Here is a 12,822-nt window from a genome sequence, read left to right as displayed (position 1 = left end):
AGCCTCAGCGTCGTCGCGGTGCGTGGGTGGATTCACGCACCAGCACAGCGTGGTCCACCGTGACCATGCGGCCGGCCTCGGGCGAGCGGATGCGTTCGATCAGCTGCTCGGTGGCCAGCCGGCCCATGCTGTCGGTGGGCTGGCGCACGGTGGTCAGCGCCGGATAGATGTGCCCGGCGATGGGGGTGTCGTCGAAGCCGCACACCGAAAGATCCCGCGGCACGCGCAGGCCACGCTGGCCGGCCACGCGGAACACCGCGGCGGCCATGTCGTCGTTGGCCGCGAAGATCGCGGTCGGCGGCTCGGGCAGATCCAGCAGGGCGTTGGCTGCCTCGATGCCCGACTCAAACGAGAATTGGCCATTGACCACCAGCGCCGGGTCGTAATCGATACCTGCCTCGCGCAACGCCTGGCGATAACCGGCCAGGCGCCACTGGCACGCACCGTGCGCGCGCGGTCCCTTGATGTGTGCAATGCGGCGGTGACCCTGCGCGACCAGGTGGCCAATCAGTTCCACCACCGCCGTGGTCTCATCCATGCGCACGCCGATGCGGCCTTCGGGGTGGCGCGGGGCGATGCTGGAAAACGGAATCTCGTTCTCTTCCAGGTAGGCGAGCACCACCGCATCGTCGGTCAGCGGCGGGATCAGCACTACGCCATCGGGGCGCGAATTCTCGAACAGCGCGGCCAGGTCGGGCAGGGTGCGCCGACCGATGCCCACCGGACCCAGGATGAGGTTGTAGTGGTGCGCATGGCAGGCTTCCAGCATGCCGTTCTGGATTTCCATCAGGTAATTGCGTGAGGGATTGTTGTAGACCAGCGCCAATGCATACGAGCGTTGCCCGGCCAGGCTGCGCGCGGACAGGTTCGGTTTGTAGCCCAGCCGCGCCACCGCCGCCAGTACACGTTCGCGCGTTTCCTCACGCACGTTCGGCTCATGGTTGAGCACGCGCGACACGGTCTTGATCGAAACGCCCGCAACGGCGGCGACATCCTCGATACGACTACGCATGGTGCGATGGATCCTCTGGAAGAGCCGGTCGGCGGCTGCCGATGGTAATGCGCTTGTGTCGCTTCGGGGGTTGCCAATGCAGGCGGATGGTGCCACGACGCAGGGCCTTCGTGCACGACGTTCGAATTCCATGCGGCGTTGCAACAGCAGACAGCGATGGGTGTCGCGTCGGCAAACCGCGAGCCCAGCAACCACGGTGCTGGCAGGACATGGACCTCGGCAAATGGTTGACAGCGCCACGTCCGACTTATATGACAGCGCTGTCACCGGAGGCGCCGAAACGGCCTGCGTCCGGTCCATCATCCGTAAATTCCATTGGAGGTAGAGGTTCGTGAGCAGCGCCCGGAAAACTCTTCTCACCGTCTGTGTGCTGACGGCATTGACCACCCAGGGGCAGGCCGCGTCCGCCGCCGAGCGCCTGCAGGACTGGCCGCACGTGACCAGCGCCATCGCCACCGACCCGGCCATCGAAAGCCGCGTGCGCAGCATCCTTGCGCAGATGACCCTGGCGCAGAAGGTCGGGCAGATGACCCAGCCGGAGATCAAGCAGATCACCCCGGAGCAGGTGCGCACCTACTACATCGGCTCGGTGCTCAACGGTGGTGGCTCGTGGCCGGGCATGGACAAGCACGCCAGTGTGGCGGACTGGGTCAAGCTGGCCGATGCGTATCATGCCGCTTCGCTGGCCACCGATGCGCGCACCCCGGTGCCGGTGATCTGGGGCACCGATGCCGTGCACGGGCACAGCAATGTGTACGGCGCCACGCTGTTCCCGCACAACATCGGCCTGGGCGCGACCCGCGATGCGGAACTGATCGAGCGCATCGGCGCGGCCACCGGCAGCGCCACCCGCGCCACCGGCATCGGCTGGGTGTTCGCGCCTACGCTGGCCGTTGCGCACGACCCGCGCTGGGGCCGCACCTACGAGAGTTTCTCGTCCGATCCGGCGATCGTGCGCGACTACGCGCAGGCCTACGTCAAGGGCGCGCAGGGCCGCTTCACCAGCGACGGCAACGTGGTGGCCACCGCCAAGCACTACATCGGCGATGGGGCCACCGACAACGGCCGCGACCAGGGCGAGGCCACGGTGGACAAGGCCACCATGATCAACGTACATGGCCAGGGTTACTTTGGCGCGCTGGGCGAAGGCGTACAGACCGTGATGGCCTCGTTCAACAGCTGGAACGACCGCGCCGGTGGCGTGGACTACGGCAAGATGCACGGCAGCCAGCCGCTGCTCACTGGTGCGCTGAAGGAGAAGATGGGCTTTGACGGTTTCGTCGTCTCCGACTGGAACGGCATCGCCCAGGTACCCGGCTGCCGCAATGACAGCTGCGCCCAGGCGATCAACGCCGGCATCGACATGGTGATGGTGCCCGATGACTGGAAGGCCTTCATTGCCAACACCATCGCCCAGGTGGAGAGCGGCGAGATCCCGATGGCACGCATCGACGATGCGGTGACCCGCATCCTGCGCGTCAAGCTGCGTGCAGGCCTGTTCGAACACAAGCCGTCCGACAGCCGTTACGCCGGGGACATCAACGCCGTGCAGCACCGTGAACTGGCACGCGAAGCCGTGCGCGAATCGCTGGTGCTGCTGAAGAACCAGGACAAGGTACTGCCGCTCAAGCGCGATGCACGCGTGCTGGTGGTGGGCAAGAGCGCGGACAGCCTGTCCGACCAGGCCGGTGGCTGGTCGCTCACCTGGCAGGGCACCGAGAACACCAATGCCGATTTCCCCAATGCCGATTCGGTGCTGGGTGCGTTGCGTGCAGAACTGGGCGTGCAGCAGGTAACCTTCAGCGCGGACGCCAAGGGCATCGACGCGTCGACCTTCGACGTGGTGGTCGCGGTGATCGGCGAAACGCCCTACGCCGAGACCAATGGCGACATCCTCGCTTCTGACACCGTCAGCCACAGCCGCGCGCAGCCGCAGGACCTGGCCGTGCTCAAGGCCGCCGCCGCTACCGGCAAGCCGGTGGTCACGGTGTATTTCTCCGGCCGGCCGATGTACACCAACGACCTGCTCAACCTGTCGCAGGCGTTCGTTGCCGCGTGGCTGCCGGGTACCGAAGGAAAGGGCATCACCGACGTTCTGGTGGCAGGCAAAGACGGCAGGCCCGCGCATGACTTCCGCGGTCGCCTCAGCTTCCCGTGGCCCGGTGTGCCGTGCCCGGCGCCGATCGACCGCCCGGACCCGAAGCGCCCGGACCTGTTCAAGTTCGGCTATGGGCTGAGCTACGCGGCGCCGGCGCAGGTCGCGCGCCTGCCCGAAGCCAACCCGGACCATTGCGGTGAAGTGACCACGCTGCCGATCTTCAACCGCGTGGACACTGCCCCGTTCTCACTGCACATCGCCGCCGACGGCGCCACCCAGCCGCTTGGCAATGATCTCAACGCGCGCCTGCGTTGGCCCATGGCCAAGCCGGTGGCAGAAGTACGCACCGTGCAGATCAACACCCAGCAGGACGCGCGCGAAGTGACCTGGCTGGCGCCAGCGCAGCTGATCGCGCGCAGCACCTCGCGGCGCAACCTGGGCGCACTGGCCCGCAGCAACGGCGCGCTGCAGTTCGACGTGATGGTGCAGCACCAGCCGGCCTCGCCGGTAAAGGTGACCATGCAGTGCGGCACCGGTTGCGAGGGTGGGGTGGACATCACCTCAGTCCTGAGTGGGCTTTCGCCAGGGCAGAAGCACACCGTAAGCATTCCGCTGGCCTGCTTCGCCAAGCAGGGTGTCGACCTCGGCGCGGTGGAAGCTCCCTTCGTCATCAGCGCCGACAAGCCGCTGGTTGCCGCGTTCACCCAAGTGCAGGTGGCCGCGAAGGCCAAGGGCAACGTGACCTGCCGGTAACGCCGTGCCCTGTGGACACTTGTGCATTCCGCCAATCGTAGCGCCGGGCTCTGCCCGGCTGCCTACTCGCGCAAGTCCGCCAATTGCTGGCGGCGTTCCAACGGCAACCTAACGGCGGGAATCCTTGAATTTGTCTTTCCGGATCCACTGTCGATAGGTCACTGTTGCCATCACCACGCCGAACAGGCCGACGGCGATCAGAATCGCATCTTCAGGCACCAATGGCTTGCGATGCACGGCCTTGGCGCTCATCAGGAGCGGGGCGTTGAGGGGCATGAGGGAGCCTGCGCAGAACGCGCGGGTAAGGTCAGTCTCCGCCCTTTTCGTAATCTCGACATAGGTTATGTCTGCGCAGGAACGGCGGCAGATGGCCCCCCTCGAGGTTACTGAAAGCCTCACGACATTCGCTTCGCGTCTATCTGAGGTATCGCCGCCATCATGTCTTCCTAAAATAGACGAACTGCTGATTTTGCGAATTTGAGGTCGGCTAGATGGGGCTTCCTTCCCGCTCTTTTGTTGTCCATCCGATTCGGATGAAGAGCCATCTAAGTACTCTGGATATCAAGATGATCCAGCCTAGTCCGAGGAGGATCGATAGTTCTGAAATTGGCTTTGGGAGGTTCCATATCAACGTTACACCGCCAACGCACGTGACTAGATATGTTGCTTTCACGATAAATGATCTTGCTATCGACCTCGCCTTAGAGTCCTTGCCGTAGCAATTGGTCATTGTGTAGTACTCGGCGGGTAGCATGTTGCGGGTGCTTTCTCTAGGAGGTTGATGATGCCGTTCTTGTCGCAGTCCAGTTCAGCGCAGCCCATCTCTACGGGCTCCAATAGCGTGTACCAAACTGAAAGTCTGCCTATAACCGTCGAGACCTTGGGAATTATCTGTCCAGTCTTATTGACGTCAAGAAGCCCGAGTGAGGCTTTGCCAGCGAACAGTACTGCGGTCATTTTTTCCATCCAGTGTATTGGGGTCGTTGGAGTCTTGGTAACAATCGGGCCGATAGCAGGGTTGTATCCCTTGAGCGGATCTGGTGATAGCCCCAACGGGTCTATCATCGAGACGGGGTTGCCATCCGCATAAGCGAAGGTATTGATCCCCCCGCCAACCCAATCGAATCACTAATGTTGATGCCTAGCTTTTGCGCTTGGCGCTATCGAGGAAGTGTGAAACGACTCCGGTTGCCAGGCTTGATGTCACCAAAATGTAGAGATATGTGCCAATCGAGTCAGGAAAGTTGGCACAGCGCGATACGTCGCCGCCGTTGTTTGCGAGATTGGCACATAGTCTTAACAGCTCGTACGTAGATTTTGATTTGTACAATGTGTAGAACACTGCTCCAAGAAGTAGTATCCGAACGATTTGTAGAAAACGTGAGCTTCGAATAACTGACATTTATAGTCACACTTCTCAATGAAGTTTCTCTTGATCACGTTGCCGACGCGATCCTGCATGGTGATCTCAACCGAGAATCCGCCCAGGCTTCCTGTTGTTAGCGTTTTTTCTTCACATAGCCACCATACATCGTCGGCTTTGTGTAAGTTTGTCGGTAAGCCACCATGCTCCGGTGCCGTTGCGAGCGCTGGTCACCGTTCCTCCCGAAAGGAACGATGCCGCTGTGCCACGTGTGCGTTCCGCCACTCGTAGCGTCGGGTCCTTCCGGGCTGTCTACTCGCACAAATCCGCCAACTGCTGGCGGCGTCGCAGTAGCAATCTAACGACGGGGAGCACTTGATTTGTTTATCCAGATCCACTGTCGATAGATCATTACTGATATCACCGCACCGAACAAACCGAGTGCGATCAGGATCGCATCTTCAGGTACCAATGGCTCGCGATGCACCGCCTTCGCGAGCATAAGGAAAAAAACGTTCAGGGGCATAAGGGAGAACGAAAGGACCGCTCCCCAGAAGACAATTTTCATACTTTACCTAGTGCAATTGCATGGGTCGGAGTGGCGTCCAGATGCTGCATGGGAGGACTTGGTAGCTTCGTTGGCGCCTTTGAATGTGGCGCTGCGGACGTCATTTCCTACGCCTGACGCGAACCAGGTGCCTTCCGATAGCTCGCACAGCGACGTAGATGACCAGGAAAGTTGCTCCATGAACGATGCCATTCGCAAAGACTGTGAGAAGTGGGAGGGTGATTGGATCTCCGTCTCCAGACCCGATCAAGAACAGTGAGGTTGGCCAGGCAAGAGCCATGACGTCCTGCATCAAGGGCAGATCCATGATGCGACTCATTGATCTTGGCGATGCGTACTGCAGTGTCAGTGCGGAGGCTGACACTATTATTCCTGACAGGAATCCCATTGATGCTGCGCGAGCGAAACCCTTCATTCGTGGGTGCCATTAGTATCCGTCAGGAACTGTTTAGGTTTGATTGATGAAGAGGTTGGAATATTGACGCTTTTCAGTACGCTTCTCACGAAGTTGACGCAGTTGTTGCCGGTGAAGGTGTGAGTGCCAGGGCTTTTGGCAGTACGGTCGACATCAGGGCACTACGTAGTCGTCATTTCGATTTTTCGTTCTTATCGTGTTTTTGATTCTTCATGGTCAGGAATGAGTGCACCTCTGCAACCGCGATAGGTACTGATATCACAATGCATACATACGCGGCAGTTTCCAGCTGGAGTATTGATCCAACCAGGCCACCGCAGAACAGGATAACTAATGCCAGCATGAATCGTGGGTGGAACGGGAGCTGATCTCGCAAGCGTTTTCTTACCATGTGAGCATGTTCCAAGATTTTGTAGTACAACCCATTATCGCTACGTATGCGCCTACGCCAGCGCCGCCTTTCAACCTTCCGCCGCGGAGGTTGCCTATTCCAATCGAGCCGCCGTCATCAGTAATATCTACAGCGGCACCTCCCGCAATGAATTCGCCTCCCTCTACGGATACTTGCACGCTGGTCTTGGCATTCAAACCCGGGGCGGTTCACTGCGAGTTCGATTACACGGCGGGTTTGATCGCCTTGACCTGACCAACCCTCCGTAGAACAACAATAAGGACCTCAAACACCAAGTACACAACGCCCAGCATTGCCAAGTAGGTCCATCCGCTTGCAATGCCGGGACCGCAGTACGTTTCGGTAAGGCACTTAAAAATGCGTGCCGTGATTTGCACATCGCTCCAGAGGGCTGCAGCGGCTACCAACACTGCGAAGGTGAGCAACACCTTCCTTAGCGAAGGTGGCGCGCCACTTCTCAAGAAGTGCCTCAACACCTGCCAGGACCGAAGCGGAAGCAAGCCGACAGAAGCAAGGCCGATAAAGCCAAGCAGATAAATCAACGCGCTGGGAAGCGGCATGCTCATGGACCTTTCTTGAAGTGGCGCAACAGGTTGCCTGGCCAGAACGTCCCCGCCTGCACATGTGGGAATGACGGCAGCCCGCTTAGCGCCGACGAAGACATCGTTGCGCACTGGAATGGCGCCGCCGACGGGAGATTCATGGCGTTATTGATGATACTTTCTTCTTCCTTCCGAGAAGTGTCCTTGCAGGTGGACTCCACCGTTTGGCTCTTATGGAAGTCCGTGAACTTCCCAATATCTGCAGCATCGCCTGTCACGATGGCGCCGCTACCGCCGCCATTCGCAGCGCCGTACGATCCCGCAGGATCATAGAGCGCCGCCCCACCCGAACCATCTCCCTGTGAGGTGTAAATCGCCGAATGGTCTCTAATTCCGCCTGGACCAACTGTTGTCAGCAAGCAAGTCTTTAGGCCGAGGGAATCCACCGCCATGATCGGATTCCCCCCGACATAGGCATAGGTATTGATCCCCCCCGCCAACCCAATCGGATCACTCTGGATGTACCGCCCAATGCTTGCGTCGTAATCCCGGAACCCGTTGTACCAAAGTCCGGTCTCTTCATCGTGGTACTGCCCCGGGAAGCCGAGATTGAGGCCATCTATGTCATCCTGGGTCACGCTGCGCCCATAAGCATAGTTGTAAGCCTTCCACACTGTTTGCTGGTTCGCGTTGGTGGCAAAGTCCGGACGTCCCAGATGGTCGTTGTGGATGTAGCTCAGCTGCCCGTCGCGGAACAGACCAACCAGCTCGCCGTCAAACCACAGATAGCTGCTCCACTGGGCGTTGCTGTGCTCGGCCAGCAGTTGGTTCTGCCCGGTGTAGAAATAGCGGGTGACGGCCTCGTTTGCTTTGGCGACGCGTTGGCCTTGGGCGTTTACCAGATAGTCGGTAGTTCTGCCATTGACACTGCTCTGGTGCATGCGGTTGAAGCCATTGTAGCTGTAGGTCTGGGCGTGCCCCTCGCTCACGTCGCTGATGCGGTTGCCGAGTCCGTCGTACTGATAACGCGTGGTGCGGTCCGGGTGCAGGTGCTCCTGTGCCCGGTTGGAAAGCGAGTCGATGGAGTAGCGGCTCAGTTGCGGGCCGGCTTGGTGGCTGGTGTAGTTGCCACCAGCATCGTAGGACAGCTGATTGTCCACGCCGTTACGCAGCAGGCGGTTGAGCCGGCCCAGTCCGTCGTATCCCATGGACTGGGTAAGGGCGGGCGCGACGGTATCGGTGATCGCAGTGATTTCGTTGTCGGGGCTGTAGTGGTAGTTCCAGTAGCTCAGCGAGCTGCCGTCGGGCCGGCGCACCGACATGGCAGTGATCCGTCCGCTCTGGTCGTAGTCGTAGCCTCGCCACAGGGCGTTGCCATAGGTCACCATCCGTCGGCTTCCCAGCGCGGTTCGCGTTGTGTTCTTCACCACGCTGTGTACGGTGCCACCGCTGGTCAGGGTCATGGCGTTGGGGTAGCCCAAGGCGGAGTAGGTGTAGTCCGTCTTGGCCCCACTGGGGTAGCCGATCTGCGCAAGGCGGCCGATGCCGTCATAGCCGTAGCGCGTGATGCCCTCCAGCCTGCCGTCGGCGGCCTGGATGGCGTCGCGCCGCTCGATAAGCCTTCCATCGGGCGTGTAGGCAAGGCCGCTGGAGGCGCCGGGCGAAGACATTCCGCACAGGCGGCCCTTGCCGCTGGGGCAGGTGTCGTACTGGAGGGCCTGCACCTGCCCCTCGGCGCTGGCCTGGGTAAGCCGGCCTGCGCCGTCGTAGGCATAGCGCACTTCGCTGCCATCGTTGCGGACGGTGGCAATGCGCAGGCCGGCGGCATCATAGGCATGGTCGGTGGTACCGGTGTCCGGGCTCTGCTGCGACCACAGCAGCCCGAAGCCGTCGTACCGGTAGGTCGTGGTCAGGCCGCGCGGGTCAATGACCTGGGTGATGCGGTCGCCCAGGTCGTAGGCGAAGCGGGTGGTTCCGCCGAGGGCGTCGGTCTGGGTAGTCAGTCGGCCGAGGGCGTCGTACCGCATGCGGGTGACGCGGTTCTGCGCGTCGGTTACTTGGGTAACCCTGTTCTCCATGTCGTATGCGTAGCGGACGTGCTGGCCGTTGGAGACGCGCTGGGCGATCAGCCGGTTCATCTCGTCGTACTGGTAGTCAACAGTGGCGACGACGTTGCTCAGTCCCATGAGGGTGATCATCAGAGTCGACATCAGAGTGCTCCTTTCTCTGCAGCAGGTGCCTCTTCGCCCTTCAGGCCCCACGGCACGGTGCATACCGGGTTGCCGGGGATGCAGATCGGGCGCCTGTTCTCTACTTCCACGCCGGTGTCCCCGCGTGGTCCCCAGGCGGCACCTCCTCTGGCGAGGGTGGACTGGTACATCACTCGGGTGACGCCACTGCCGGGATTGACTGGAGAAACCGGCCAGCGGATGGCCACGTCCTGCCCCGGATACACGGCGTGGGGAAGCGGGCGGCTTCCGGTGAATGCCCCGGTGCCCCATGCCAGGTAAGTGTCTCCGCGCCAGACGACGTTGCCGGTGTTACGCAGGTGTGCGGTGAGCACGGACTGTTCGCCGTTGTAGATGCGCGCAGGCGAAGGCGCGAAACCGATGAAGTCTGCGGTTCTTACGATGGCGGGAACGCGGTAGGTTCCGGAGTTGCCAATGACGAGATTGGTTCCGCCGGCGGGTGAAATGGCGTGCACGTGGATGCTCTGGTGGGCGCGCGCAGTGCGGATGGTGTCGTTGAGATGGATCCGGAAGCGGTAGGCATTCCCTTGCGCCTGGCAGGCGTTGGCGATGTCCGGCCCGCTTGCGTGATTGGCTCGGGCCGTAGCCACGCCCGTACCGCCGCCGGCCGGGCCGCCGACGTAGACATGAACGTCAATCGGCGCGTTGACACCGATCGAGCACGCCCAGCCCTCGACGAAGTAGTTCCATTCCTTGTCCCGGGTGACGCCGAGAATGTTTCCTGTTACCGGTGCAGCAGGAATGGCGTGCGCGCTGGAGCCGGGGAGCCGTGCGTTGTGGGAGGCGCCCTGCGGGGAGAGCCCATGGACCACGATCCGCTGGCCGCCCAGCTGCTGGCGCTGTGCGAGCGAGATGGGCATCGAGAAGCGATGCGCCTTGCCACCGGAATGGCAGGCCTGGCCCACGTCGGGTTCACTGCCCAGGTTGGCGGTACCGGTGACGAGGACATGCCCTGCCTCGGTACTGGCCTGCACCCCGATGGATCTGCTGCTGCCGGTAGTGCAGGCCCAGCCGACCATGGACCACTGCCACGCGGTATCGCGGCGCACACCTTCCATGTGGCCGATCACCCTGCTGCCGAAGGGATAGTCGGTGTGGGTAACCTGGCTGCGGGTCACGTTGGAGGCGGCGTCGTGGCTATGCCGCGTCCAGCGGTGGGTGCCGTCCCGCAGCGGCAGAGTCTCGCTGACCCGACGCAGGGCGGCATCATAGCCGTAGTGCAAGGTGTTGCCGTCCGGGCCGGTGACGCTGGCCACCATGCCAGCTCCGTTGTAGGCGATGTGGGTGGTGGCCGACATGCTGCCGCTGCGCTGGCGGCGAGTCACCACGCGCCCTCGCGCGTCATAGGTCAGCTCCAGGGTGTCGCCATTGGGGCCGGTGATGGTGGCGGGTTGCCCACGCGCGTTGTGGCCGGTGTAGACCGTGGTGTGGCCCAGTCCGTCGGTGACGCCGACCAGGTCGCCCTGGGCGTTGAAGGTCTGGGTCAGGTCATCCTGTGGCAAGGGACCATCCACCTTCGCGGTGGCGGTGATGTTGTTGGCGTGGTAACCGTAAGTAACCCGGGTGCGGCGCTCGCGCGCATCGGCGGTGGCCGTGCCGGTGAGATCGTGCATGGTCTCCGAACTGACGTTGCCGCGCGGATCGTAGCTGTAGACGATCTCCTGCTTGCCCTCGACCCGCTCACTCAACAAACGGTTGCGTGCGCTGTCCCAGGCATAGGTGGTGACGCGCTGCTGCGGCGTTCCAGCCGCTTCAGTCATGCGGATCAGTTGGCCCTGTGCGTTGTAGTCGAAATCGGTGAGGGCGTTGGCAAAATCGTGGACAAGGTCCGGGTAGCCGTTGGCGTCGTAGGTCTGCTCTTTGTAGCTGCCGGCGCAGAGTGGCGAGGCGGCCCCCTGTACGCTGAGTTTGCGGCCATCCTCAAAGCGGTGGATCGTGCTGCGGCCCAACGGGTTGGTAACAGTGACACTCATCTTGACCGGCCGCTGGGCGGTGGTGTTGCGCAAGGCAACGCCACCGCCAGGCAGCGACCAGGGTACGTAGCAGATGCGGCCGTCCGGACCATGCTCGCACCAGCCCGGTGCTTCCCCTTGCATGACGCCACCCGGGCGAATGGGGGCGGGCGGGCGGCGCACTGGCTGGCTGGATTCAACGCTGTAGCGGAACTCGTGGCGCTCGACGCCGCCATGATGCTCGGTACGGACCGTGCGGCGATGTGCGTCGTAGGCGAATGTGGAATAGCGGGCGCCGTTGATGGACTTGCCGGTGAGGCCGCCGGGGTGGCGTGCGTCTTCGTAGTGGTAGGTCAGCACGGTGTCGGGCGGGCCCGGCAGGGTGGTGCTGGCCAGCCGCGGCTGACCGGTGCCAAACACGTTGGCGGTGTAGCTGTACCGGTATACGCTGCCGGCAGGGTCGGTCACCTGGGTCAGCTGGCCGTTGGTCCAGGTGAAGCGGATGCTGCGACCGGAAGAATGAGTGACCTGCTGCAGGTACTTGTTGCTGTAGGTGAAATTCCAGGCCACGCCCTGCTCGTTCTGCAGGCGGGTGACATAACCATCGGCGTTGAAGGTCTCGCTGCCGCCGCCCTCGTTGTGCACGGTGTAGGTGTTGTCGCCATTGCGCAGCAGGTAGGCCACCGGGCCGGGCTTGTCCTCGTTCCAGCGCTCGGCGTTGCCCACGCGCAGGAACTTGATGCGGCGGCCGTCGGGATACTGCACCCAGGCGACCGCGCCGGCAGCGGAGAACGCCAGCGAGTAGTCGAAGTTGCTGAGCCAGTGTCCACCGAACAGCCCGGTAGCGCTCCAGTGATGGTTGTAGGTGCGCTGCAGGAACAGGCCCATCTCGCCATGACTGCCAAAGTCCAGTTCGCTTTCCACCTTGTTGCCGGTGTACAGCACCACAGGATTGCCCGCGCTCTCGTCGTCCGGGCAACCGCTGCGGTCATCGCTCTCCTGTTCCCGGCTGGTCTGCGTGCGTCGGAACACGCGCTCGGACCCGGTGGCCATCACAGGGCTGAGCGACACCATCGGGCGGGATATGGGAACAGGGATGTACGGCGGGCGTACGTGGATGGTTTCGAAGTCCGTGATGTCACCGCTGCCCGAGTTGCCGCCGAACGGCGCGCCGCTTCGGTGGTTGGCCAGGTACCGGACGGCGAAAGTTTCCTTGTGCACCCCTCTGGCTTCAGCCGCAGGCATGGCCATTGCCATCTGCAACAGGACTGCCGACAACGCGGCCTTGAGGCAGCAGATGCCGTACCGACTGGGACTTCCCATGTGCTTTGCTCCCTGGAATTTTGCGGTCTGCCGACGGCGACAGCGTGCACGGCGGCGAAGCACATCCTTGAGTACTTTCGCGATTCGGGGCTTTCAGAAATCGCGCATTCTTCGTATATAGGCGTTTGTTCAAGG

The 12,822-nt window shown here is 62.0% G+C and carries 7 protein-coding genes; 1 reads left to right on the top strand and 6 read right to left on the bottom strand.

Annotation, left to right across the window (positions count from 1 at the left end; all coding sequences use genetic code 11):
* Positions 1-4: 4 nt before the first annotated feature.
* A complete protein-coding gene (locus WIX41_RS07365) occupies positions 5-1,012 on the bottom strand; it encodes a LacI family DNA-binding transcriptional regulator (protein WP_339446447.1) in 1,008 nt (335 codons plus the stop codon).
* 331 nt (positions 1,013-1,343) lie between these two features.
* Between WIX41_RS07365 and WIX41_RS07360 the strand changes: the two genes are divergently transcribed.
* Entirely contained in the window at positions 1,344-3,863 is a 2,520-nt protein-coding gene (locus WIX41_RS07360) for an exo 1,3/1,4-beta-D-glucan glucohydrolase (protein ID WP_339446446.1), read from the top strand.
* Positions 3,864-3,971: 108 nt separating this feature from the next.
* Here WIX41_RS07360 and WIX41_RS07355 read toward each other — a convergent pair whose 3' ends face one another.
* The 5 genes from WIX41_RS07355 to WIX41_RS07335 all read right to left on the bottom strand — a co-directional run bounded on the left by WIX41_RS07355 (position 3,972) and on the right by WIX41_RS07335 (position 12,687).
* On the bottom strand, positions 3,972-4,139 hold the full coding sequence (locus tag WIX41_RS07355) for a hypothetical protein (protein WP_339446445.1): 168 nt from the start codon (positions 4,137-4,139) through the stop codon (positions 3,972-3,974).
* A gap of 450 nt (positions 4,140-4,589) precedes the next feature.
* Complete coding sequence (locus WIX41_RS07350) at positions 4,590-4,820, bottom strand: hypothetical protein (RefSeq protein WP_339446444.1); 231 nt, start codon at positions 4,818-4,820, stop codon at positions 4,590-4,592.
* Between the two features lie 2,004 nt (positions 4,821-6,824).
* On the bottom strand, positions 6,825-7,187 hold the full coding sequence (locus WIX41_RS07345; RefSeq protein ID WP_339446443.1) for a hypothetical protein: 363 nt from the start codon (positions 7,185-7,187) through the stop codon (positions 6,825-6,827).
* A complete protein-coding gene (locus WIX41_RS07340; protein ID WP_339446442.1) occupies positions 7,184-9,373 on the bottom strand; it encodes an RHS repeat-associated core domain-containing protein in 2,190 nt (729 codons plus the stop codon). Before WIX41_RS07340 ends, WIX41_RS07345 begins: the two co-directional genes overlap by 4 nt.
* Positions 9,373-12,687, bottom strand: a complete 3,315-nt coding sequence (locus tag WIX41_RS07335; protein ID WP_339446441.1) for a DUF6531 domain-containing protein — start codon at positions 12,685-12,687, stop codon at positions 9,373-9,375. Before WIX41_RS07335 ends, WIX41_RS07340 begins: the two co-directional genes overlap by 1 nt.
* Positions 12,688-12,822 lie beyond the last annotated feature (135 nt).

It is taken from the genome of Stenotrophomonas sp. AB1(2024), from assembly GCF_037482345.1.
Lineage (GTDB): Bacteria > Pseudomonadota > Gammaproteobacteria > Xanthomonadales > Xanthomonadaceae > Stenotrophomonas.
The sequence above is the reverse complement of the archived record's forward strand: the minus strand, read 5'-3'. Positions and strand labels throughout refer to the sequence as shown.

What these genes read in the sequence shown, in the direction of transcription:
- WIX41_RS07340 (WP_339446442.1), bottom strand. Translation starts at nt 9,373, where the DNA reads ATGTCGACTCTGATGATCACCCTCATGGGACTGAGCAACGTCGTCGCC.
- WIX41_RS07335 (WP_339446441.1), bottom strand. Translation starts at nt 12,687, where the DNA reads ATGGGAAGTCCCAGTCGGTACGGCATCTGCTGCCTCAAGGCCGCGTTG.
- WIX41_RS07345 (WP_339446443.1), bottom strand. Translation starts at nt 7,187, where the DNA reads ATGAGCATGCCGCTTCCCAGCGCGTTGATTTATCTGCTTGGCTTTATC.
- WIX41_RS07350 (WP_339446444.1), bottom strand. Translation starts at nt 4,820, where the DNA reads ATGACCGCAGTACTGTTCGCTGGCAAAGCCTCACTCGGGCTTCTTGAC.
- WIX41_RS07365 (WP_339446447.1), bottom strand. Translation starts at nt 1,012, where the DNA reads ATGCGTAGTCGTATCGAGGATGTCGCCGCCGTTGCGGGCGTTTCGATC.
- WIX41_RS07355 (WP_339446445.1), bottom strand. Translation starts at nt 4,139, where the DNA reads ATGCCCCTCAACGCCCCGCTCCTGATGAGCGCCAAGGCCGTGCATCGC.